This is a genomic window from Plantibacter sp. VKM Ac-2885 (genome assembly GCF_015351205.1).
Lineage (GTDB): Bacteria > Actinomycetota > Actinomycetes > Actinomycetales > Microbacteriaceae > Plantibacter > Plantibacter auratus.
In genome coordinates, this window is record NZ_JADKSK010000001.1 from 1,442,532 (window position 1) to 1,464,137 (window position 21,606).

The 21,606-nt window shown below is 69.0% G+C and carries 23 protein-coding genes; 16 read left to right on the forward strand and 7 right to left on the reverse strand.

Annotation, left to right across the window (positions count from 1 at the left end; genetic code table 11):
* Positions 1-14 precede the first annotated feature (14 nt).
* The 7 genes from ddaH (at position 15) to ITJ66_RS06970 (ending at position 8,284) form a co-directional block, all read left to right on the forward strand.
* Positions 15-1,226, forward strand: coding sequence for a dimethylargininase (gene ddaH, locus ITJ66_RS06945; RefSeq protein ID WP_159877999.1), 1,212 nt, complete (start codon positions 15-17; stop codon positions 1,224-1,226).
* Positions 1,227-1,233: 7 nt separating this feature from the next.
* Positions 1,234-1,629 carry a hypothetical protein gene (locus ITJ66_RS06950; protein WP_194644145.1) on the forward strand — a complete coding sequence of 132 codons (396 nt, stop codon included), beginning with the start codon at positions 1,234-1,236 and terminating at the stop codon, positions 1,627-1,629.
* Positions 1,630-1,809: 180 nt separating this feature from the next.
* Entirely contained in the window at positions 1,810-1,932 is a 123-nt protein-coding gene (locus ITJ66_RS19995; protein WP_255528002.1) for a hypothetical protein, read from the forward strand.
* 159 nt (positions 1,933-2,091) lie between these two features.
* Positions 2,092-3,924, forward strand: coding sequence for an ABC transporter ATP-binding protein (locus ITJ66_RS06955; RefSeq protein WP_137242134.1), 1,833 nt, complete (start codon positions 2,092-2,094; stop codon positions 3,922-3,924).
* On the forward strand, positions 3,921-5,741 hold the full coding sequence (locus tag ITJ66_RS06960) for an ABC transporter ATP-binding protein (protein WP_194644147.1): 1,821 nt from the start codon (positions 3,921-3,923) through the stop codon (positions 5,739-5,741). The genes ITJ66_RS06955 and ITJ66_RS06960 overlap by 4 nt, the downstream gene beginning before the upstream one ends.
* Before the next feature lie 94 nt (positions 5,742-5,835).
* A complete protein-coding gene (locus ITJ66_RS06965) occupies positions 5,836-6,513 on the forward strand; it encodes a response regulator transcription factor (protein WP_123539688.1) in 678 nt (225 codons plus the stop codon).
* Complete coding sequence (locus ITJ66_RS06970; RefSeq protein ID WP_194644149.1) at positions 6,506-8,284, forward strand: histidine kinase; 1,779 nt, start codon at positions 6,506-6,508, stop codon at positions 8,282-8,284. Before ITJ66_RS06965 ends, ITJ66_RS06970 begins: the two co-directional genes overlap by 8 nt.
* 16 nt (positions 8,285-8,300) lie before the next feature.
* Here the strand turns inward: ITJ66_RS06970 and ITJ66_RS06975 are convergent, their stop codons facing one another.
* Positions 8,301-8,621, reverse strand: a complete 321-nt coding sequence (locus tag ITJ66_RS06975) for an MGMT family protein (protein ID WP_194644151.1) — start codon at positions 8,619-8,621, stop codon at positions 8,301-8,303.
* 4 nt (positions 8,622-8,625) lie between these two features.
* Positions 8,626-9,078, reverse strand: coding sequence for a GNAT family N-acetyltransferase (locus ITJ66_RS06980; protein ID WP_191940650.1), 453 nt, complete (start codon positions 9,076-9,078; stop codon positions 8,626-8,628).
* Positions 9,079-9,359: 281 nt separating this feature from the next.
* Here ITJ66_RS06980 and ITJ66_RS06985 point away from each other — a divergent pair, with 281 nt between their 5' ends.
* From ITJ66_RS06985 to ITJ66_RS07000, 4 genes are all read left to right on the forward strand, one after another.
* Positions 9,360-10,574 carry an NADP-dependent isocitrate dehydrogenase gene (locus ITJ66_RS06985; protein ID WP_064296642.1) on the forward strand — a complete coding sequence of 405 codons (1,215 nt, stop codon included), beginning with the start codon at positions 9,360-9,362 and terminating at the stop codon, positions 10,572-10,574.
* Positions 10,575-10,723: 149 nt separating this feature from the next.
* A complete protein-coding gene (locus ITJ66_RS06990) occupies positions 10,724-12,061 on the forward strand; it encodes an ABC transporter substrate-binding protein (protein ID WP_192004695.1) in 1,338 nt (445 codons plus the stop codon).
* Complete coding sequence (locus ITJ66_RS06995; protein ID WP_370582582.1) at positions 12,058-13,011, forward strand: carbohydrate ABC transporter permease; 954 nt, start codon at positions 12,058-12,060, stop codon at positions 13,009-13,011. The genes ITJ66_RS06990 and ITJ66_RS06995 overlap by 4 nt, the downstream gene beginning before the upstream one ends.
* A gap of 89 nt (positions 13,012-13,100) precedes the next feature.
* Complete coding sequence (locus tag ITJ66_RS07000; RefSeq protein ID WP_228501806.1) at positions 13,101-13,925, forward strand: carbohydrate ABC transporter permease; 825 nt, start codon at positions 13,101-13,103, stop codon at positions 13,923-13,925.
* A gap of 68 nt (positions 13,926-13,993) precedes the next feature.
* Here ITJ66_RS07000 and ITJ66_RS07005 read toward each other — a convergent pair whose 3' ends face one another.
* On the reverse strand, positions 13,994-14,407 hold the full coding sequence (locus ITJ66_RS07005; protein ID WP_191940654.1) for a hypothetical protein: 414 nt from the start codon (positions 14,405-14,407) through the stop codon (positions 13,994-13,996).
* A gap of 259 nt (positions 14,408-14,666) precedes the next feature.
* Between ITJ66_RS07005 and ITJ66_RS07010 the strand changes: the two genes are divergently transcribed.
* On the forward strand, positions 14,667-15,578 hold the full coding sequence (locus tag ITJ66_RS07010) for an ROK family protein (RefSeq protein ID WP_194644155.1): 912 nt from the start codon (positions 14,667-14,669) through the stop codon (positions 15,576-15,578).
* The gene (locus tag ITJ66_RS07015) at positions 15,571-16,350 is read left to right on the forward strand and encodes a glucosamine-6-phosphate deaminase (RefSeq protein ID WP_194644157.1); all 780 of its coding nucleotides are present in this window, start codon (positions 15,571-15,573) and stop codon (positions 16,348-16,350) included. Before ITJ66_RS07010 ends, ITJ66_RS07015 begins: the two co-directional genes overlap by 8 nt.
* Before the next feature lie 4 nt (positions 16,351-16,354).
* Here ITJ66_RS07015 and ITJ66_RS07020 read toward each other — a convergent pair whose 3' ends face one another.
* Both ITJ66_RS07020 and ITJ66_RS07025 read right to left on the reverse strand, forming a co-directional pair.
* Positions 16,355-16,678: an AzlD domain-containing protein gene (locus tag ITJ66_RS07020; RefSeq protein ID WP_137242129.1), complete on the reverse strand. Its 324-nt coding sequence runs from the start codon at positions 16,676-16,678 to the stop codon at positions 16,355-16,357.
* The gene (locus ITJ66_RS07025; RefSeq protein ID WP_193555821.1) at positions 16,675-17,364 is read right to left on the reverse strand and encodes an AzlC family ABC transporter permease; all 690 of its coding nucleotides are present in this window, start codon (positions 17,362-17,364) and stop codon (positions 16,675-16,677) included. Before ITJ66_RS07025 ends, ITJ66_RS07020 begins: the two co-directional genes overlap by 4 nt.
* A gap of 66 nt (positions 17,365-17,430) precedes the next feature.
* Between ITJ66_RS07025 and ITJ66_RS07030 the strand changes: the two genes are divergently transcribed.
* Positions 17,431-18,003: a helix-turn-helix domain-containing protein gene (locus ITJ66_RS07030; protein WP_071259444.1), complete on the forward strand. Its 573-nt coding sequence runs from the start codon at positions 17,431-17,433 to the stop codon at positions 18,001-18,003.
* Between the two features lie 26 nt (positions 18,004-18,029).
* Here the strand turns inward: ITJ66_RS07030 and ITJ66_RS07035 are convergent, their stop codons facing one another.
* Both ITJ66_RS07035 and ITJ66_RS07040 read right to left on the reverse strand, forming a co-directional pair.
* A complete protein-coding gene (locus tag ITJ66_RS07035; protein ID WP_137242128.1) occupies positions 18,030-18,812 on the reverse strand; it encodes a hypothetical protein in 783 nt (260 codons plus the stop codon).
* Positions 18,813-18,891: 79 nt separating this feature from the next.
* Positions 18,892-20,814, reverse strand: coding sequence for a PRD domain-containing protein (locus tag ITJ66_RS07040; RefSeq protein ID WP_342450815.1), 1,923 nt, complete (start codon positions 20,812-20,814; stop codon positions 18,892-18,894).
* Positions 20,815-21,001: 187 nt separating this feature from the next.
* Between ITJ66_RS07040 and ITJ66_RS07045 the strand changes: the two genes are divergently transcribed.
* Together ITJ66_RS07045 and ITJ66_RS07050 are read left to right on the forward strand one after the other, a co-directional pair.
* On the forward strand, positions 21,002-21,325 hold the full coding sequence (locus ITJ66_RS07045; RefSeq protein ID WP_194644159.1) for a PTS sugar transporter subunit IIB: 324 nt from the start codon (positions 21,002-21,004) through the stop codon (positions 21,323-21,325).
* A 4-nt stretch (positions 21,326-21,329) separates the two neighbouring features.
* The gene (locus ITJ66_RS07050) at positions 21,330-21,605 is read left to right on the forward strand and encodes an HPr family phosphocarrier protein (protein ID WP_064296634.1); all 276 of its coding nucleotides are present in this window, start codon (positions 21,330-21,332) and stop codon (positions 21,603-21,605) included.
* The last annotated feature ends 1 nt before the right edge of the window (position 21,606 follow it).

The following is a 21,606-nucleotide window of genomic DNA, read 5'->3' on the forward strand; positions in this document are numbered from 1 at the left end:
GATACGGTTGTCGAATGACTGCCACCTGGAGCCGCAAGCTCATCGCATCCGCCGCCGCCGCCGTCGCGACCATCGTCGTGGGCTTCCTGGGGGTCATGTTCGTCACGTTCGTCGGCTACCAGTTCGCCGGGACGATCTTCGCCCAGGCGAGCCCGTACTTCTTCGAGAGCACGATCATCACCTTCGTGCTGCTGCTCATCGTGGGCGTCGTCGGCCTCTACCGGTACCGACTCCTCGCCCTGCTCGGCGGCGCCGCCCTCGCCGTCATCGGCGCGCTCCTCGGGCTCATCGTCCAGGTGGCGACGACCGGACAGCCCATCGACAGCACCGTCCTCGGCAGCATCGTCGCGACCCTCATCAGCCTCAACCTCGTCTTCGTGGTCGTCGTCGCGCTCTCCGCGGCATTCATCGGATACCCCGTGTACTGGATGGTCGTCCGCACGCAGGACGCCGTGCTCGACGACGGACGCCGCATCGCACTCGTGCGGATGCCCGCCTCCAACCTCGCCGAAGGCCTCGTGACGCACCTGGAGCGCACGCCGATCGACACCGAGCTCGCCGACAAGCAGTGGGACGCGTACGTCGCAGCGTTCGACGCCGCCGGCTGGGACACCACCGAGGTCTCCTGGGCCGACCAGCTCGCCGACTCCGTCTTCATCGAGGACGCCGTCATCGTGATCGGCGACGTCGCCGTCGTGACCCGACCGGGCGCCGAGAGCCGTCGCCCCGAGGTCGTCGCAGCCGAGACCACCGCCCGTGAGCTGGGCCTCCGGATCCACCGGATCGAGGGCGAAGGCACCCTCGAGGGCGGCGACGTCCTCCGGGTCGGCACGACCGTCTACGTCGGTCGCAGCGGCCGCACCAACGCCGAAGGCGTCCGGCAGCTCCGAGCCATCCTCGCACCGCTCGGGTTCGACGTCGTCGCGGTCCCCGTCACGACCGCCCTCCACCTGAAGTCGACGGTCACCGCGCTCCCCGACGGGACCGTACTCGTCCACCCCGACCTCGTCGAGGACCCGTCCTTCTTCGGTCGCCACCTCGTCGTGCCCGAGCGCGAGGGCGTCGCTGTGGTCGAACTCGCGGAGGACACCGTGCTCATCTCCGCAGCCGCTCCCAAGACGGCTGCGCTGCTCGAGGACCGCGGCTACACCGTGGTCCAGGTGGACATCAGCGAGTTCGAGAAGCTCGAGGGCTGCGTGACCTGCCTGTCCGTGCGGGTCAGCTGAGCCGATCATGGAGCAGCAGGCTGGAGCGCGCGGCGGTCGGGATCTGAGCCGGAGGACCGTCGCGCAGCGACTGGACATCCCGCTCGAGATGGCCAGACACCACGGGATCCCGCCGTTCTGGTCGGCGGACCAGTTGGCGGCGTTCCTTGCCGATCCGCCGGCCTGGTACGTGCAGTCCCGCGCGAACCGGACCGGGAAGCGGCCGGTCTGGGTCGAGCTGCGCTGCACCATCTGTGGCACGAGCGAGACGCTCCGCCCGAAGAAGTGGTGGCCGGAATTCTCGATGGTGAGCTGCTCCTGGCACGGCGCCGACGAGCTGCCGCCGGTGCCCGAGGGCGCCCGTCGGCGCGAGGTCGACGGCATCGGAGCCTTCGTCGGCATCGTCGACGAACCGACCTCCTGAGGACGAGCCCATTCGGTCCGGTGCGTGCAACCGCATGGATCCCTTGCAGCTTGACGGTCGATTCCCATAGTCTGGTCTGCTGCGCCGAACCTCGTTCACCGTGATCGGTCGCCGCCCGCGTTCGAGTGCGACCTGTGCACCCGGCCCGCGGCTCTCGCCCCACAGGATGAGGAGGATGCCATGACGCTCTCGAACCACACCGCGCTCGCGCCGACGGTCGATCGTGCCCGCTCCGCCTCGAGCCGCCGCCCTGTGGTCGTCCCGGCGCCAGCCGGACGCGCCGCAGCGGACGCCGACGCTTAGCACGAGCGCCAGGCAGTCCACCTCACCATCCGTCCGGCCTCGTCCGGGCCCGTCACCGGATGCTGCGACCTCGCACAGCGACCTCGCCGTCCGGCCGTTCCACGACCATCATCCCGTCGGTGATCGACGTCACCGACGCTCTCGCAAGGAATCCCCGTAATGACTCCGCTCGGCGATGAACGCCGTCCTGTCCAACCGCGTCAGAGCACCTTCCGTGCCCTGATGCGGATCTACCCGTTCGCGAAGACGGCCATGCCGCGGATCGTGCTCGGCATGGTCGCCGCGCTCGTCGCGGGCCTGGTGGCGCTCGCGATCCCGCTCGTGCTGCAGGCCCTCGTCGACGGTCCGCTCTCGACGGGCGACTCGTCGCAGATCTGGCCGGCGGTGCTCGTGGTCCTCGCGCTCGGCGTCCTCGAGGCGGTCATGATCGCGCTGCGCCGCTGGTTCGTCCTGACTCCTGGGACGCACGTCGAGGCGCGGATGCGCAACGCGCTGTTCGCCAAGCTGCAGGACCTCCCCGTGACCTTTCACGACCGTTGGCAGAGCGGCCAGCTGCTCTCCCGCGCCGTCAGCGACCTCGGACTCATCCGCCGGTGGATCTCGTTCGGCTTCGTGCTCTTGATCGTCAACGGCGTCACGATCGTCATCGGTGCTGTCATCCTGTTCACCTGGAACTGGCTGCTCGGGCTCATCTTCATCGCGCTCGCCATCCCCGTGTGGGTGTTCGGGTTCACCTTCGAGGGGCGGTACTCGGTGATCGCCCGGCGCAGCCAGGACCAGGCCGGTGACCTGGCGACCGCCGTCGAGGAGTCCGTCCACGGCATCCGGGTGCTCAAGGCGTTCGGTCGAGGCAAACACGCCCTGCGGAGCTTCGCGTCGCGCGCCGAGGACCTGCGGGGCACCGAGATCGAGAAGGCGAAGGCCATCGCGGGGATCTGGTTCTGGCTCGTCCTGTTGCCGGACGTCGCCTTCGCGCTCTGCCTGTTGGCGGGGGTCTGGCTCGCGTCGATCGGCGAACTCACCGTCGGTCAGCTGTTCGCCTTCTTCGCGACGGCCACGATCCTGCGGTTCCCGATCGAGTCGATCGGCTTCCTGCTCGCGATGACCTTCGACACCCGTACGGCGACCGACCGGTATTTCGAGGTCATCGACTCGGTCAACACGATCACCGACCCCGAGCACCCTGAGCGCATCCGCGAGCCGCGCGGTGAGCTCGTGTTCGAGGACGTGCACTTCCGCTACCAGGACGCACCCGACCGCTACGCGGACGTGGTGAACGGCGTCGACCTCCGGCTCGAGCCGGGGGAGACCATGGCACTCGTCGGTCTGACGGGGTCCGGGAAGTCGACCATCACGGCACTGACCACCCGCCTGTACGACGTCACGGGCGGGCGGATCCTGCTCGACGGGGTCGACATCCGTGCGCTCACCCGGGAGGACCTGCGCCGCCATATCGCGATGGCGTTCGAGGATGCGACCCTCTTCTCAGCGAGCGTGAAGGAGAACGTCCTCCTCGGGCGGGACGATATCGACCTCGACTCCGCGGAGGCCGATCGGATCCTGCGCGAGGCGCTCGACATCGCCCAGGCCGGGTTCGTCGACGAACTGCCGAACGGCGTGGAGACGATGGTCGGTGAGGAGGGGCTGAGCCTGTCCGGTGGGCAGCGTCAGCGGCTCGCACTCGCCCGCGCGGTGGCCGCGCGGCCGGAGGTGCTCGTACTGGACGACCCGTTGTCGGCGCTCGACGTCGACACCGAGGCGCTCGTCGAGGCTGCGCTCCGCCGAGTGCTCGCCTCGACCACGGCGCTGATCGTCGCGCACCGACCGAGCACCGTCACCCTCGCCGACCGCGTCGCCCTCCTCGAGGACGGTCGCATCACCGCAGTGGGTCGCCATACCGAGCTGCTGCAGCACAACGCCCATTACCGCTACGTGATCTCGAGTCTGGAAGACGACGAACGAGAGTCCAACCGCCAGGAGGTGAACCTGTGACCCCGCCGACGACCGTCCACGGAGTGGAGGGTGAGGAGCGCGACGACCTCACCCGTGACGAGTCCGCGCACATCCGGCGCCGTTCGCTGCGACTGCTCGGATCGCTGCTCGCGCCCCTGCGGCTGCGCGTCATCGCCGCCATGACCATCGTCGTGGTGTCGACCGCCGCCCAGGTCGCCGGGCCCGCGCTGATCGCCCTCGGCATCGACCGCGCCCTGCCGGCCGTCCTGGAACGCGCCGACTGGATGCCGGCCTTCCTCGTGGTCGGCGCGTACCTGCTGACGGGTGCCCTCGGAGCGACGCTCATCTCCTGGTACACCGTGCTCGCCGCACGGATCAGCCAGGCGATCCTGATCGACCTCCGGAAGCGCGTGTTCCTGCAGACGCAGCGGCTCAGCCTCGACTTCCACGAGAGCTACACCTCGGGTCGCATCATCTCCCGGCAGACGAGCGACCTCGACTCCATCCGCGAGCTGCTCGACTCCGGCATCAACCAGCTCGTGTCCGGCGTGCTGTACATGGGGTTCACGGCCGTGGCCCTCGTCCTCGTGGACTGGGTCAGCGGGCTGGTGCTGCTCGGGTCGCTCATCCCGCTGTTCGTGCTCACGCGCTGGTTCCAGCTCCGCTCGCAGCGGATGTTCCGCGAATCGCGGGTCCGGTCGGCGAAGCTCATCGTGTTCTTCGTGGAGGCGATGACCGGCATCCGTGCCGTGAAGGCGTTCCGGAAGGAGCGGCGGAACGAGCGCGCGTTCGGCGAGCTCGTGGAGCAGTACCGCGATACCAACGCCCGGGTCATCCAGCTGTTCGGGGTGTTCGATCCCGGACTGGTGTTCATCGGCAACGTCTCCGTCGCCGTGGTGCTGCTCGTCGGCGGGTTCCGGGTCGCGGACGGACAGCTCGCGATCGGAGCGCTGCTCGCGGCGCTCCTCTACACGCGTCGGTTCTTCGACCCGATGGAGGAGATGGCGATGTTCTACAACTCCTATCAGTCGGCCGCTGCGGCGCTCGAGAAGATCTCCGGCGTGCTCGAGGAGCGTCCCGGCGTGCCAGACCCGGTCGCGCCGGTCGACCTGTGGACGTCGCAGGGACGGATCACCTTCGACGACGTGACGTTCGCGTACGCCGCCGACCGGGTGGTGCTCCCGAAGTTCGACCTCGAGATCCCGGCTGGGCAGACCATCGCGCTCGTCGGCACGACCGGTGCGGGCAAGTCGACGCTCGCGAAGCTCATCAGTCGGTTCTACGACCCGACCGACGGTGCGGTGCGCCTCGACGGCATCGACCTGCGCGACCTGCACCCGAAGGACCTCCGTCGGGCGATCGTCATGGTGACGCAGGAGGCCTACCTGTTCTCCGGCTCGGTCGCCGACAACATCGCGTTGGGCAAGCCCGACGCAACGATCGAGGAGATCACCGCCGCAGCGAAGGCCGTCGGCGCGCACACCTTCATCGAGGCGTTGCCGAACGGCTACGACACCGACGTGAACAAGCGCGGTGGTCGGGTCTCGGCCGGCCAGCGGCAACTCCTGTCGTTCGCACGGGCGTTCCTCGCGGATCCGGCTGTGCTGATCCTCGACGAGGCGACCGCCTCGCTCGACATCCCGAGCGAGCGACTCGTCCAGGAGGCGCTGCAGACCCTCCTCGCGGACCGCACCGCGATCATCATCGCGCACCGGCTGTCGACCGTCGCGATCGCCGACCGGGTGCTCGTGATGGAGCACGGCCGGGTGATCGAGGACGGCGCGCCCGCGGAGCTCATCGGTGGGACGGGTCGGTTCGCCGCAATGCACGCCGCCTGGCGGTCCTCGGTCGGCTGATCCGGACCGCGCAGGCGTGTCCACGGGGTCCTCCGGTGACGGAGTGGCCCCGTGGGCACTACACCTCGTGTCGTCGACCTGCCACAATGAGCGGATGACCAGTCTGGAACCGCGTTCGCTGCGTGTCGCCGTCGCGGACGACGCGGTGCTCCTCCGTGAGGGTGTCGCGCAGATCCTCAAGGCGGGCGGTCACGACGTGGTCGGCTCGTTCGGCTCGGCGGTCGACCTGGTCGATCGCATCGACGCGGGGCTGCAGCTCGACGCCGTCGTGCTCGACATCCGGATGCCGCCCACCCACACCGACGAGGGCATCGTCGCCCTCGAGCAGTTGCGGGCGTCGGGCTTCGCCGCCGGGGTGCTCCTGCTGAGCACCTACGCCGTGCCGTCCTACGCGGTCCGCGCGCTCGGCTCCGGTGGTGGCACCGGGTACCTGCTGAAGGATCGCGTCGCCGACTCCGGGACGCTCGTCGACGCCGTGGAGCGCGTGGCGGCAGGTGAGTCCGTCGTGGATCCGGAGGTCGTCTCCCTCCTCGTCGCGGAGCGGACCCGATCCGACGGACTCGACCACCTCACGGAGCGGGAACGTGAAGTCCTCACACTCATGGCCGAGGGGCGCTCGAACTCCGGCATCGCGAAGGCGCTGGTCGTCAGTCTGAAGACCGTCGAAGCACACATCAGCCGCATCCTGGCCAAGCTCGGACTCGAGGACTCACCGGCGGACCACCGCCGCGTCCTCGCGGTCGTGCGATGGCTGGAACACACGGATGGCTGACGGTCGCCCACACGGACGGGCGACATCGCTGCCGATCCCGGCGCCGGCCGGCCGCGGTCGACTGCCGTGGCCGCTGCGACTCGGCATCCTGCTCGCCGCCGCGCTCGTGTGCGTCCTGTCGGTCGTGTTCGGCGTCGTCCAGCCGGGCGTCGCCGACGGCAACGGTCTGCCCTGGTTGGTGGGCCACCTCGCGGCGCTGGTGGCGGCGGGGCTGATCTGGTGGCTGGCTCCGACGGCCACTCCGGGCTGGGTGATCGTCGGGTACGCGCTGGCCGAGACGGCCTACATGTGGGCGTACGGCGTCGACGCAGGCTGGCTCTGGCCGCTCCTCATGTCGATCTCCGTGCTCCCGGGGGTCGCGCTGGTGTGGCTCGCGTTGGCCTTCCCCGCCGGGCGGCTGCGGCGCGGCTTCGATCGGCGGCTCGTCATCACCGCCTCGGTCTACCTCGTCACCTATGCGATCGTGACACTCCTGGTGACGCCGAACCACGTGCTCGACGCGAGCCACGAGCGGAGTCGGTACGCCGTCCTCGCCACCGGAGACGTGGCCGACGTGCTCGGTCGGGTCCATGCGGGTGTCATGGGGGCCTTCGCGGTCGTGGTCGCGGGTGTCGTGCTCCTGCGATGGGCGCGGAGCAGCGGAGCGGCCAGACAGGTGGCCTTCATCATGCCGGTCGCGTTCGTGTTGTGGCTCGTCATCGGGGTGGCGTGGTCCCTCGTCCGCCTCGGGGGATGGCCGGAGCACCTCCGGCTCGTCGTCGAGGACCTCAACGCGTTCTCGGTGGTGCTCGTTCCCGCGGCGTACGCGACGGGTCTCATCCGGATGCGGACGATCCGCGCCAGGGCCGTCGACCTGGTGCAGACCGGACAACTGAGCGAGACCGGCCACGACCGCTGGGACGGTGCGGTGAAGACCGTCCTCGGGGACCGCACCGCCCGGCTCGTCTGGCCGGGATCGCAGCGGACCGCCGACCGGGACCCACGCGGGCGGGCGATGTCGAGCGTCGGCGATGCGGACGCGCCGCTCGTGTACATCGAGCACGACGCGGCTCTGCTCGACAATCCGCAGTTGCTCCGGTCGGTGTCGGCGTCGTTGCGCATCATGATCGACAACGAACGACTCACCGCTGAACTCCGTCACTCGTTGCGCGAGGTGAGTCGGTCGCGGTTGCGCATCGTGCAGGCGGCCGACGAAGCGCGACGGCGGGCGGAGCGAGACCTGCACGACGGCTCGCAGCAGCAGCTGTTCTCCGTCGCGCTGCGGCTCCGGATGGCGAGCGACGCGGCACGCGCCGACGGTCAACTCGCCCTGGCCGACGGCCTCGAGACCACCATCGATCAACTCGCGAGCGCCATCAAGGAGCTCCGCGAACTCGCCCGAGGGCTGCATCCGGCGCTCCTGGCAGAGGGCGGACTGGTGCCGGCGATCGCCGAACTCGGGCGCCGGTGCACCGTCGTCACCAAGGTCACCGTCGAGCTGCGCGAGCGGCCCGGGCAGCTCATCGAGGCGACCGTCTACTACGTCGTGTCGGAGTGCCTGGCCAACGTCACGAAGTACTCCGGGGCGTCCAGCTGCGAGGTGGTCGTCTCCGACGACCCCGACGGCGGGCTCCGGGTCGTCGTTGCGGACGACGGGGTCGGCGGCGCCGATCCTGCGCGGGGGAGCGGGTTGCGCGGTCTCGCGGACCGGGTGGACGCCGTCGGCGGGACGATGCGCGTCGAGAGCCCGGTCGGTGCCGGGACGGTCGTCTCGATCCACCTTCCCTGCTGATCCGGCGCGAAGCCGGTCAGTGCAGCAGTGCCTCGCGGCCCAGGCGGTACCGCCCGCCGCTCATCCGGACGATCGGTGTGCCCTCGGCCTCGTAGTGCTCGAGCGCGCGATCCTCGTGCCCCGTCGGAGGGAGACCGCCCGACCGGACGACCCGCCACCAGGGCACGGCGTGCCCGTACTGCGCCATCACGCGACCGACGCCACGCGCGGACTTCGACCCGATGATCGAGGCGACCTGGCCGTAGCTCAGGGCGCAACCCTCGGGGATGTCGGCGACCACGGCCAGCACGGCCTCGGCGAACGCCTCAGCCGAGTCCGTCGGTGACGACCCGCTCACGGCCTCAGAGGCTGATGCTGCCGATGGTCTCGCCGTACTGGGTCTCGCCGACCGGGGAGAACCCGACGCGGAGGAAGAACGCCTCGGGACCGAGGTCGCCGGGCTCGTAGATGACGTTGACGTGGTCGAAGCCGCGCTGCTTGGCCTCTTCGATGAGCGAGGCGACCGCGAACCGGCCGACGCCGCGACCCTGGTCGTCTGCGTCGACGTTGATGCGCCACAGGGCGGAGCGGAACTCCTCCTGCGTCGACTCGTGGTCGAAGTTGGCGGAGACGAAGCCGACGACCTCGTCGCCGTCGAGGACGACGCGCTGCCAGGAGGTGGCGGGGTTCACGACCGCAGCCGCCACCGCGTAGGACACCGGGGCGATGAACTGCTCCTGCCCGGGTTTCATGGTGAGCGCGTTGACCGCCACGATCGTCGATGCGGACAGTTCTTCCAGACGCAGCTCAGCCATGTCCTTAGGCTAACCGGTCGAGCCGACCGCGGATAGTCCGGCCCCCGGGCGACACGCGGTGACCGCCGACTTCCACGGCCGACCCACAGCTGGAGTCGGGGACGGAACCTGGCCATCCGCAACTGTCTCGATGTCAAGAGACCTGGCAGGTCTTGTAAGCTAGGGCGTGGCCGTGCCGTCCACCTTTCGGATGCGGTCTCCTCCATGCCATGCGGAGCACTCCACCGCGTGCGCACCTCCGTAGGCCGCTCGGCTCAGGGCGGCATCAGAAAGGACAACCAGTGTCGAAGATCAAGGTCGAAGGCACCGTCGTCGAACTCGACGGCGATGAGATGACTCGCATCATCTGGCAGTTCATCAAGGACTCGCTCATCCACCCCTACCTCGATGTGAACCTCGAGTACTACGACCTCGGCATCGAGAAGCGTGACGAGACGGACGACCAGATCACGATCGACGCCGCGCACGCCATCCAGAAGCACGGCGTCGGCGTCAAGTGCGCGACCATCACCCCCGACGAGGCACGTGTCGAGGAGTTCGGTCTCAAGAAGATGTGGCGGAGCCCGAACGGCACCATCCGCAACATCCTCGGCGGCGTCATCTTCCGCGAGCCCATCATCATCTCGAACATCCCGCGTCTCGTGCCCGGATGGAACAAGCCGATCATCATCGGCCGCCACGCCTTCGGCGACCAGTACCGCGCGACCGACTTCCTGTTCAAGGGCGAGGGCAAGCTCACGGTCGAGTTCACGCCCGACGACGGCTCGGAGCCGCAGAAGTTCGAGGTCTTCCAGTCGCCCGGCGACGGCATCGCACAGGTGCAGTACAACCTCGACGCGTCGATCCGCGACTTCGCCCGGGCGAGCCTCAACTACGGCCTGAACCGCAACTACCCGGTGTACCTCTCCACGAAGAACACCATCCTCAAGGCCTACGACGGCCGGTTCAAGGACATCTTCCAGGAGATCTTCGACGCGGAGTTCAAGGAGCGGTTCGAGGCTGCCGGCATCACCTACGAGCACCGCCTCATCGACGACATGGTCGCCTCGGCCATGAAGTGGGAGGGCGGCTACGTCTGGGCCTGCAAGAACTACGACGGCGACGTGCAGTCCGACACCGTGGCGCAGGGCTTCGGCTCGCTCGGCCTCATGACGAGCGTGCTGGCCACGCCCGACGGCAAGATCGTCGAGGCTGAGGCCGCACACGGCACCGTCACGCGCCACTACCGCCAGCACCAGCAGGGCAAGCCCACGTCGACGAACCCGATCGCCTCGATCTTCGCATGGACCCGTGGCCTGCAGCACCGAGGCGTGCTCGACGGCAACCAGGAGCTCATCGAGTTCGCGGCGACCCTCGAGGACGTCGTCATCAAGACGGTCGAGTCCGGCGCCATGACGAAGGACCTCGCGCTCCTCGTCGGCCCCGACCAGGCCTACCAGACGACCGAGGAGTTCCTCGAGACCATCTCGGCGAACCTCAAGGCACGCCTGGCCTGATGACGTCGGCCTGACCGACACCAGCACCACACGGACGGGGTCCGGGAGCACATGCTCCCGGGCCCCGTCCGTCGTTCGGGTCTCGACGCCGGTGTGAACGGTCGTGTTAGCGTCGATGGACCACCTCGACGACGAAGTGAGGACCATCGATGTCACCGATGACGAGAAGACAGTTGCTCGCCTGGGCTGCAGCGGGTGGTGCGACCGCGCTCCTGGCGGGCTGTTCCACCCCGGGGACGGTGTCGCCGAACACCGGTCCGACGATCGCCCCGGCCGCCGCCGGCGAACGGATCACGCTCACGTACTGGGCCTGGTTGAAGGACCTCCAGAAGGTCGCGGACGTCTGGAACGCCGACCACCCGAACGTGCAGGTCGAGGCCGTGTGGATCCCCGGAGGCAACGACGGCGGGTATCAGAAGCTCTACTCGGCGCTCGCCGCGGGTGGTGGTCCGGACCTCGCGCAGGTCGAGATGCGGACGCTCCCCGAGTTCCTGCTCGTGAACGGCTTGGTCGACCTCCGGCGCTACGGCGCGGACGAGGTCGCTTCGCGGTACAACGAGACCCTCTGGAACCAGGTCTCCTACGTCGACGGGGTCTACGGCATCCCGCAGGACTCCGGTCCGATGGCGCTCTACTACCGACCGGACCTGCTCGACCGGGTGGGCGCGAAGCCCCCGGCCACCTGGGACGAGTGGTTCCAGGTTGCGGGTGCGGTGCGCGAGGCCGACATGTACCTGGATTGCTTCGCCCTCGACGACGCGTCGTGGTTCGCGGCCATGGCGACCCAGGCCGGCGCGTCCTGGTTCCGTGTCGACGGCGACCGGTGGATCGTGGACATGACGGACGACGCGACCTTGGAGACGGCCAGATTCTTCGACAGGGCCATCGACGAGGGCGTCATGACCACCTCCTACAGCCAGTTCTCACCGGCCTGGTTCGCCGCTGCGGCGAAGGACTCGATCGCGTCGCTCGCCGGAGCCAGCTGGGGAGACGCCCTCCTGCAGGGCGTCTCGGGGGCCGAGGGCAAGTGGCGGGTCGCGCCGTTGCCCCGGTGGGGGAGCGAGGGGTACGGCTCGACCTTCCAGGGCGGATCCACGGCTGCCGTCCTGGCGAACAGCGCCCACCCGAGGGAGGCGCTCGAATTCGCCGTGTGGATGACCACGAGCGACGCCGGCATCGACGCCATGATCGAGCACTCCGGTATCGGGTGGTCGCCGAACGACGCCTACATCGGTGCCCGCCGACAGCAACCGAGCGAGTTCTTCGGCGGCCAGAACTACAACGAGGAGGTCTTCGTGCCGGCGGCCAAGGAACAGAACAACGAGTGGCAGTGGTGGCCACTCACCCAGCAGACCTTCAACATCCTCGCCGACGGGTTCCGAGCCAAGGCCTCGGGCGGCACCCTCGTGGACGCCGTGGTCCAGGGACAGCGCGACGTCATCACCGCCTTCCGCAACAAGGGCCTCCGGATCGAGGCGGCGTCGTGAGCGCCGTCACGGAACGCCCGGCGCGCGGTGTGGCGGACGACCCGTCGCGGTCAGGGGCGCAGCGCCGACGCCGGACCTCGGTCGCGGCTCCGTGGGTGCTCCTCGGGCCGTTCCTGGCGCTCTTCGTCCTCACCTTCATCCTGCCGATCATCGTCGCGATCGGCAGCAGCTTCCTCCGGGTCTCACGGAAGGGCGTCTTCGGCGAGGAGGGTGTCACGACCGAGTTCGCGTGGTTCTCCAACTACGCCCAGGCCCTGGAGAACGGCAACTTCATCGCCTCGATCGGCCGGATGCTCCTCTTCGGGGTCGTGCAGGTCACGGTCATGATCGCCCTGTGCACCCTGCTGGCGCTCCTCCTCGAGTCCGCCTCCGCGAAGTGGCCGGGATTCTTCCGGGCCGTGTACTTCCTGCCCTACGGCATCCCCGGCGTGATCGCGACGATCCTCTGGTCGTTCCTCTACGTCCCGGGACTCAGCCCGATCATCGACATCGCCGGGGCGATGGGGATCGAGCTCGACTTCCTCGGCGCAGGCACCGTGCTCTGGTCCATCGCCAACATCGTGACGTGGACCTACACCGGCTACAACATGATGATCATCGTCGCCCAGCTGAAGGCCATCCCCGGCGAGGTGTACGAAGCCGCGAAGGTCGACGGCGCCGGGCCGTTCCGAGTCGCGATGAGCATCCAGCTCCCGCTCATCCGGCCGGCGCTCATCCTCACGACCGTGTTCTCCATCATCGGCACGCTCCAGCTCTTCGCCGAGCCCCAGGTGCTGCAGACCGTGTCGCCCGCGATCGACAACGAGTACACGCCGAACCTCAGCGCCTACACGACCGCCTTCGCCTACAACGACTACAACGTCGCCGCAGCGCAGGCGGTGCTCATCGCCGTGGTCGCGTTCGCGCTGTCGTTCATCTTCCTGCGCCTGACGTCGAGGAGGGCATCATGAGCGAGACCCGGAGCATCACGACCGCGACCTCGTCGAAGCGAGCCCGGCGGCTGAGCGACCAGCCGGGACGACCCGGTGGGTCCAGGGGGATGCGGGTGCTCGTGACGGGCATCCTCGTCGTCGTCGCGGTCTACTTCCTGGTGCCCGTGTACTGGGTGGTGATCGCTGCGACCAAGAGCACCGAGGATCTGTTCGGCAGCAACGGCTTCCTCCTCGGCTCCGAGTTCTCGTTGTGGTCGAACCTCCACGAGGTGCTCACCTACGACGGCGGCATCTTCGTCCGCTGGTTCGGCAACTCGGTGCTCTACGCGGGCGTGGGAGCACTCATCGCGACGTACCTCGCCGCCGCAGGTGGGTACGCGCTCGCGAAGTACCGGTTCCGCGGGCGCAACCTCGTCTTCGGCGCCATCCTCGGCGGGGTCCTCGTGCCGGGGACGGCCACCGCGCTCCCGCTGTTCCTGCTCTTCAGCCAGATGGGGCTCGCGAACACGTACTGGTCGGTGCTCCTGCCGTCGCTCGTCTCGCCGTTCGGGTTGTTCCTCTGCCGGATCTACGCCGACGCGACGATCGACGACTCGCTCATCGAGGCGGCACGGATCGACGGCGCGAGCGAGCTGCGGATCTTCCACACCGTGGGGCTGAAGATCCTCACGCCCGCGCTCGTGACCGTCTTCCTCTTCCAGCTGGTCGGCATCTGGAACAACTACTTCCTGCCGCTCGTCATGCTGTCCGACAGCACGCTGTACCCGATCACCTTGGGCCTCAACAACTGGCGGAGCCAGGTCGATCGCCTGCCGGAGTTCTACGAGCTGACGACCGGCGGCGCGCTGTTGTCGATCATCCCGTTGGCGATCGCGATGATCGTGCTGCAACGCTTCTGGCGTGGCGGGCTCACCGAGGGATCCGTGAAGTAGCCGTCGGCCCGGAGACGGCGACGGGCCCCGGATCAGTCGATCCGGGGCCCGTCGTCAGTCGTGTCGAGCTAGAGGCTGCAGGTGTTGCCGAGCGTCGTGAACTCGTCCTGGAGCTTCGTGAGTGAATCGGTGAGCCCGGTCTGGTCGACGTTCTGCGGGTCGTCGACAGCCGTCTTCGCGACATCGATGAAGTCGTTGAGCGCCTTCACCGAGTCGTTCGCCGCGGTCTTGACCTCCTCGTTCGTGACCTTGTCGGCCGCCGCCTTGAACGTTCCGGAGAAGTCGTCGAGCTGGGTGACGGCCGCCTCAGGGTCGGAGGACAGCGAGCTCAGGCCCGACTGCAGCTGCGAAGCCGACTCCGTCACCTCGGACTGGATGAGCTTGCACGCATCCTCTTTGCTCTGGGCGCCGCCGGCACAGCCGGTGAGGAGCAGGCCCGAGACGGCGATCGCGCCGAGGAATGCTGCTGCGTTCTTCTTCATGGTGGTGTGATTCCCCCGTGTTCGGTGCCCGTGGCGGGCCCGCCCGCGCGCTGCGGGTCGGCCTCCAGGCTACCCGGTGGAGCCCGCCACCCGCAGGCGTGCGCGGCCCGATCATCGTGTGCGGTCGTCGTCGGCATGGACGCGAGCCCCGTTTATTTGTAAGCTTGGCGAACAAACCGGTGGTGCGAGCGGGTCGCACCACGGATCGAAGGAACCACAGCATGCAGACGCGCCACGACGCCCTCCGGAGACGAACCGCGTGAGGGTGGGACTCGACATCGGCGGCACGAAGACCGATGCCGTCGTCGTGACGGACGACGGCGCGCTCCTGCATCGGCTCAGGTTGGTCACCGGTCGCGGGCCCGACGCGGTCGTCGAAACCGCCGTCGACGCCGTCAGTCGCCTCGCCGACGCCATCGCCCGCCCGATCGACGCCTTCACCTCGGTCGGCGTCGGTATCCCCGGCCTGACCGTCCCCGGCACCGGCCGGGTGACCCACGCCGTCAACCTCGACGTGGAGGAACTCGAGCTCGGCGCGATCCTCGCCCAGCGACTCAGGGTCCCCGTCGCCGTGGAGAACGATGTGAAGGCGGCCGCCCTCGGCGCCTGGCAACTGCTCGACGGTTCCGGCACGATGGCCTACCTCAACCTCGGCACGGGCGTCGCCGCCGGCATCGTCACGGACGGTCGGCTCTGGCAGGGCTCGAGCGGGGTCGCCGGCGAGGTCGGGCATCTGTCGGTCGATCCGCTCGGCGACCGCTGCGGGTGCGGACAGCGCGGGTGCGTCGAGACCATGGCCGCCGGTGGTGCGGTCTCCGCCGCCTGGGGAGCCGACGTGGCGCTGCCGGTGCTCGACCTCTTCGACCACGCCGACGCCGGGGACCCGCGGGCCATCGCCCTCCGCGCACGCCTCGGTCACGGTGCGGCCGCGGCCGTCCGCATCCTGACCCTCACCGTCGACGCCGACGACATCGTCCTCGGAGGAGGACTCACCGCTCTCGGCGAGCGACTGCTCGTCGTCATCCGCGAGGCTCTGGCCGAATCCGCCGCCGGGTCTCGATTCGTCGCATCATTGCAATTGGAACAGCGTGTGCGCCTCGTGCCGACGGGATCCCCCGTCGCGGCGATCGGCGCAGCGCTCGTGGGAAGAGGAGAACCGTCGCATGGCTGAAGTCGTGATCGTGGGGGACAGCGGTGCCGCAGGCGCCCTCGTCGCGGAGGCGATCGTCTCCCTGATCGAGGACCGTCCAGACGCCGTCCTCGGGCTGGCGACGGGTTCGACACCACTCCCCGTCTACGAGGCCCTCGCGACCCGGTCCCGCGGCCTCGACCTCTCCCAGGTCCGCGGGTTCGCCCTCGACGAGTACGTCGGCCTGCCGGCCGGGCACCCCGAGTCGTACCGTTCCGTCATCACGCGTGAGGTCGTCGAGCCGCTCGGCCTCGTGCCCGAGCGCATCCAGGTGCCGAACGGTGCGGCCGAGACCATCCAGCACGCCGGCGCCGACTACGAAGCGGCGATCCAGGCCGCCGGTGGCGTCGACCTGCAGATCCTCGGCATCGGGACCGACGGCCACATCGGGTTCAACGAGCCGGGCTCGTCGTTCGCGTCACTCACCCGCGTGAAGACCCTGACGGAGCAGACCCGCCGGGACAACGCACGGTTCTTCGACTCGATCGACGACGTCCCCATGCACTGCATCACCCAGGGGCTCGGCACCATCCTCCGCGCGAGACACCTCGTCCTCCTCGCCTTCGGTGCGGGCAAGGCCGCTGCGATCGCCGCCGCGCTCGAGGGACCGCTCTCCGCGAACCTCCCCGGTTCGGCCGTGCAGCTGCACCCGCGTGCCACGGTGGTCCTCGACGAAGCGGCGGCGTCCGAGCTGCAGCACGCCGACTACTACCGCTACGCGTACGCCAACAAGCCCGTCTGGCAGGGCATCTGACGGCTCAGGCGACGCCAGCCAGGCGGAGGAGCGCTGTGGCGAGCGCTGCTGCGAGGACGATGACGACGAACGGTGCGTTCCTCCAGGCGAGGACACCGGCCACCAGGACGCCCGAGAGTCGCGCGAATCCCGCGAACTGCTGGTCCTGGGTCAGGGCCGTGGTCGTGAGCACCGCCATGAGCAGGACGATGGCGGCGTCCGCAAGCAGCGTCTCGACCCGTTCCGAGACCTCGGCGCGGGTGCGCAGGAGTGGCCCGGCCAGGCGGAACGTGTAGGTGCCCACCGCGAGGACCAGGATCCCGACCAGCACGAGCATCGACTGGTTCATGCGGTGACCTCCGGCTTCGGCTGCTTCCGGCCGAAACCGAACAGGAGACCGACGAGCGACAACAGGACGGGGATCCCCGCCGGGAGGAACGGCGTCGCGGCGACGGCGACGACGGCGCCGACGAGCGCGGCTCGGCGTGTGCGGCGCTCGCGGAGGGCAGGGAAGATGAGGGCGAGCAGGACGGCGGGGAACATCACGTCGAGTCCGAAGGCGTCCGTGTCTTCGATCACGGTGCCGGCGAACGCTCCGAGTGCTGCACCCGCCGGCCAGCAGAGGAGGATGCCGAGGCCACACGCCCAGAACGCGGCGCGCTTCCGCTCCAGGGTGTCCTGGTCGAGCGCGAAGACGACGGACTCGTCGTTGAGGAGGTGCGTCCCGAGCACGCGACGCCAGCCCGTACCGACGACCTCGTGGATCGCGAGGCCGAAGGGCAGGTGACGGGCGTTCACGAGCAACCCTGCCAGGGCGGCGGTGAGCGGACTCCCGCCGGCCGCGACGATCCCGACGAACAGGATCTCCGATGCGCCGGCGAGGACGAGCAGGGCGAGCGACAGCACGACCCAGGGCTGGATGCCCGAGTGCACGGCGACGGCTCCGTAGGAGATGCCGACCAGCCCGTCGGCGATGCAGACCAGCGCGATGGCCCGCGTGGTCGGCCGACCGAGGTGACTCCATATCGAACGCACGTACACTATATTGAACGCCGATCAAGCGTTCGTCAAATCGAACGCGTAACACTTTGGAGCGAACGCATGACGCAGGTCGAACCATCCGACGATGGAGCACCGCACGCCGCGGTCGCGGCGGCGCTGACCCGCGAGCGGCAGCGCACCGGCCTGTCACTCGCGGAGGTGGCCCGTCGAGCCGGGATTGCGAAGTCGACCCTCTCGCAGCTGGAGGCGGGTCTCGGGAACCCGAGTCTCGAGACCCTCTGGGCACTCAGCGTCACCCTCGACGTCCCGTTCGCCCGCCTGGTCGAGCCGGTGCGGCGACCGGTCCAGGTGATCCGTGCCGGTGAGGGGCCGACCCTCGCCGCGTCCGGGGCGGACTACGTCGCGACGGTGCTGTCGGCCTGCCCGCCGAACGCCCGACGGGACATCTACCGCATCGTCGTCGAACCGGGGGAGCCGAGGCGCTCGGAGCCGCACATGCCGGGCGTCGTCGAGCATTGGATCCTCAGCACCGGTCGCGCGTCCATCGGGCCCGTCGGCGAGGAGGTCGAACTCGGCCCGGGGGACTACCTCGCCCACGCCGGGGACGTGCCGCACGTCTTCGAGGCGCTCGAGCCGGGCACGACCGCCGTGGTGGTCACTGAGCACGTCTGAAGCGGGACGGCGAGCCGGGCTGACCGTCACCGCTGACACGCTGGGGCCGACGGGTCGCCCTTCGCTCCTCCGGTTGGATCGTTCAAGGTGAAGTCGGGCTTGATGACCTGGACGCGCCAGCTGCCGTCGTTCTGGATGACCTTGGTGAAGTTGTACCTGCGATTGACCACGACGCGGCACCATCGGACCTCCCAGGTGCCGTCGGCCTCGACCGTCGTGCGGCCGAGGAAGGAGCCCCAGTCCCCCTGTACCTCGATCCGCGCCCCGGGTGTGCCGGTGCCGGACATGAGGGGAGGGTTCTCGGTCGTCGTGACGCCGTCGGTCATGCCGCCGCCCAGCGTGAACGGCATGCCGAGCGTGTCGACGACCGTGAAATCGTACTGATCGGTGGAGATGGTCCTCCCGTCGTTATGGGTGACGTGGCCACCTGAGTACTGTCCGGGCATGACCACTTTGTTCCAGGTGATGGACCAGGTGGAATCGGGCTCCACCGTCGTCCGTCCGAGCTGGGAGCCCCAGGCGCCATCGATCGCGACGGCGGCACCCGGCGTTCCGGTCCCGGTGAACACCGGGGGATTGGAGGTGGTCGTCCCACCCTGCGTGAGCTCGCCGTCGACGGAGAACTCCGGGGAGGGCTCGGGCTCGGCGGCGGGGGTGTCGACCGGGGTGGGTTCGTCCCCTGGCGCCGCGGCGCTGGAGGGGGTGCCGAGGGCGGCTGTCGACGGACCGGAGACGAGGACGATGCACCCGACCAGCAGGGCGGCGGTGCGGAGCGTGGAGCGCGGGACGCGAAGGCGTGAGGGGGCCATGGGACTCTTCCTGTCGATGAGGTCCCAGCCTACTGAAATATGAGTAGATGACCGAGAGGTGCTCGCGCCCGTGGAGCACTCAGCCGTCGATGACGTGTACGAGCTCGTCGATGAAGCCGGCGAAGTCCTCGGAACGGCGGATGATGCGGGCGACGCTCGAGCGCTCCGAGAACACCTCGACGAACTGGTCGAACACCGTCTGGAACGCGGCACGACCCGATTCGCTGAACGCCACGAGTGCGACGACGCTCACCCGGGCGCCGCCCCACTCCATCGGCGTCTCGTTCACGGCGATCGCGATGGCCGTCGAGTGCGCGGTCATCGCCATGGCGTGCGGGACGGCCAAGGTGTCGGTGAACGCCGTCGACGACATGCGCTCCCGCTCGATCGCCGCGGTGAGGTAGCTCTCGTCGATGATCCCCCGGGCGATCATGCGCTCGCCGAGCAAGCGGATCATGCCCTCCTCGTCCTCGGCATGCGCGTTCCGGAGGAAGAGGTCCGGGTGGAAGTACTGCAGCAGTTCGTCGGTGATCTCAGACAAGCGGGACGATCGACGGACGCGGCTGACCGCGGTGCGGACGCGCTCCACGTCGGCCGCGGTGAGGAACGGTTGGATGACGACGATGCCGTCGGCAGGGGCCGGTGGCTCGATCGTCGTGAGCACGAGGTCGGTGTCGATGGCGGCCCAGTCGACGTCGGTGCGGGTGATGACGGACCGGACGTCGAGGACGTCGCCCAGCTGCGATTCGACGCGTCGGCGCAGCACCTCGTGCATGTCGTAATAGCCGGCGGACACGATCGTGGAGCCGAGCAGGGCCTCCTTACGGGCCTTCTGCTCGAGCTGGGCGCCGACGTGCATCGCGATGTAGGCGATCTCGTCGTCGTTGATGATGATCGAGCCGTGCCGCTGCAGTTGGCTGGCGATGAAGACCGCGAGCTCGTAGATCATCGGGTACGAGGTCTTGATCGAGCGGGTCAGGGGATTGCGTGAGTAGGACTGGTCCTGTGCACGACGGATGAGGTTCTGGACGTGGAGGGTGAGCCGGACGATGAAGTCCTCGTCGGAGAGGTCGACGAGGTACTCGCGGCCGGCACGGTCGACGGCCTGACGGACCGCGGCGAGGTCGTCCTGGTTGACGTAGTCGTCGACGAGGACTTCGGCGGGAGCCCCACTGCCCGGCGTCACCACCCGTGTCACGAGCAGGTAGCTGAGGTACACGAGGTCGCCCTCGCCGAGCGCGACGTGGAAGTGGGCGTCGACGAGCCGCGCCAGATCCTCCGCGACCGCCTCGACCTCCGGGGTGCGCGGAGCATGGTCTGCGGGCTCCGCCGGACGGTCCTTCGTGACCCGGTCGATGGCGATCGCGATGTGGAGGAGGACGTTCGCGATGCCGTACTCGTTCACGTAGTACCCGCGCGCGGTCAACGCCTCGAGCAGCTCGCCCTTGAACGGGCTGAACTCGTTCGGCGCGAACGCGCGTTGGAGCGCCTCGAGTTCGACGATGCCGCGATCGGTCTCGTCGCGGAACATCCGGCTGAGGAGACGTCTCCGCTCGGTCTCACCGCCCGCCATCGTCACCGTCGATCCGGAACGGTCGAGCGTGAGGGCGGTGTCGGCGAGCATGGCGCGGACCCGGCCCAGGTCGCCCTCGACGGTCGACTCGCTGACGTGGAGCCGCTGTGCCGTCTCGTGCACGTCGATTCCCGAGGGGGCGCTGATGAGCAGCCGGACGAGCCCGTACAGCCGATCCCGCGGGGTCTCCGATTCGAACGCCGATGCGGCTCGTCGCCGGTAGACCGCATAGCCGTCGGCGTTCAGCCGATACCCGTTCGGCCCGGACTCGACGACGTCGTGCGGTGCCGTGCGGGTGTTGACCGCCGTGACGTAGCTGCGGACGCTGCGCGGCGTGACGCCGAGCACCTCCGCGACCTCCGTGGCCGTCGTCCAGCCGTCCCGTCCCGCGAGGTAGCCGAGCATGCGGTCGTGTTTCTCGCGTGCCACGATGCCCTCTCCGTCGGTCGGCCGTCGCGCGGTCCGGGCGAACCGCTCCACCGAGTCAACCACCTTCCCGGCTGCTTCCGCGCGTTCGACGACCTTTCCGCCCCGGCGGAAGAGCTTCTGGTGGAGCCGCGAGGGGCGCGACGGAATGATGGGTTGGTAGGCAATCGGCGGTTCTGGAGAAGGTTCGATGAAGATCCTGGTGATTTGCGGCGCGGGTGCGTCGAGCACGTTCATGGCCCAACGCCTGCGTCGCGCAGCAGCCGACCGATCGATCGACGTCTCCGTCGCGGCCGGTGCCGAATCACAGGTCCTCAGCGGCACGATCGCCCTCGACGGTGTCGACGTCCTGCTCGTCGGCGCTCACCTCGCCGACCACGAGGCCGCGCTGCGCGCAGCGGCCGAGCCCACCGGCACCGCGGTCGCCGTCCTGCCCGGCGACGTCTTCGGCGTCGAGGGTGGCGCGCGAGCCCTCGAACTCGTCCTCTCGATCCAATCACCAACCAGGAGGTAACCCCATGGCAACTCGAACCGTCCGCATCGGCTCGTCGCACGGCCTGCATGCCAGGCCCGCGAAGCTGTTCACGCAGGCTGCGAAGGACGCCGGGGTCCCGGTGACGATCGCGAAGGGCAGCGGCAAGCCCGTCAACGCGGCGAGCATCCTCGGCGTGATCGCGCTCGCCGTCGAGCACGGCGACTACGTGACCCTGTCCGTCGACGGCGAGGGCGCCGCAGCCGAGGGCACCCTCGACACGCTCTCCGAGCTCCTGGTGACCGACCATGACGAGCAGTAGT

What these genes read in the sequence shown, in the direction of transcription:
- ITJ66_RS06950 (WP_194644145.1), top strand. Translation starts at nt 1,234, where the DNA reads ATGGAGCAGCAGGCTGGAGCGCGCGGCGGTCGGGATCTGAGCCGGAGG.
- ITJ66_RS19995 (WP_255528002.1), top strand. Translation starts at nt 1,810, where the DNA reads ATGACGCTCTCGAACCACACCGCGCTCGCGCCGACGGTCGATCGTGCC.
- ITJ66_RS07045 (WP_194644159.1), top strand. Translation starts at nt 21,002, where the DNA reads ATGAAGATCCTGGTGATTTGCGGCGCGGGTGCGTCGAGCACGTTCATG.
- ITJ66_RS07030 (WP_071259444.1), top strand. Translation starts at nt 17,431, where the DNA reads ATGACGCAGGTCGAACCATCCGACGATGGAGCACCGCACGCCGCGGTC.
- ITJ66_RS06980 (WP_191940650.1), bottom strand. Translation starts at nt 9,078, where the DNA reads ATGGCTGAGCTGCGTCTGGAAGAACTGTCCGCATCGACGATCGTGGCG.
- ddaH (WP_159877999.1), top strand. Translation starts at nt 15, where the DNA reads ATGACTGCCACCTGGAGCCGCAAGCTCATCGCATCCGCCGCCGCCGCC.
- ITJ66_RS07005 (WP_191940654.1), bottom strand. Translation starts at nt 14,407, where the DNA reads ATGAAGAAGAACGCAGCAGCATTCCTCGGCGCGATCGCCGTCTCGGGC.
- ITJ66_RS06965 (WP_123539688.1), top strand. Translation starts at nt 5,836, where the DNA reads ATGACCAGTCTGGAACCGCGTTCGCTGCGTGTCGCCGTCGCGGACGAC.
- ITJ66_RS07000 (WP_228501806.1), top strand. Translation starts at nt 13,101, where the DNA reads ATGCGGGTGCTCGTGACGGGCATCCTCGTCGTCGTCGCGGTCTACTTC.
- ITJ66_RS06970 (WP_194644149.1), top strand. Translation starts at nt 6,506, where the DNA reads ATGGCTGACGGTCGCCCACACGGACGGGCGACATCGCTGCCGATCCCG.
- ITJ66_RS07015 (WP_194644157.1), top strand. Translation starts at nt 15,571, where the DNA reads ATGGCTGAAGTCGTGATCGTGGGGGACAGCGGTGCCGCAGGCGCCCTC.
- ITJ66_RS06955 (WP_137242134.1), top strand. Translation starts at nt 2,092, where the DNA reads ATGACTCCGCTCGGCGATGAACGCCGTCCTGTCCAACCGCGTCAGAGC.
- ITJ66_RS06990 (WP_192004695.1), top strand. Translation starts at nt 10,724, where the DNA reads ATGTCACCGATGACGAGAAGACAGTTGCTCGCCTGGGCTGCAGCGGGT.
- ITJ66_RS07020 (WP_137242129.1), bottom strand. Translation starts at nt 16,678, where the DNA reads ATGAACCAGTCGATGCTCGTGCTGGTCGGGATCCTGGTCCTCGCGGTG.
- ITJ66_RS07035 (WP_137242128.1), bottom strand. Translation starts at nt 18,812, where the DNA reads ATGGCCCCCTCACGCCTTCGCGTCCCGCGCTCCACGCTCCGCACCGCC.
- ITJ66_RS07050 (WP_064296634.1), top strand. Translation starts at nt 21,330, where the DNA reads ATGGCAACTCGAACCGTCCGCATCGGCTCGTCGCACGGCCTGCATGCC.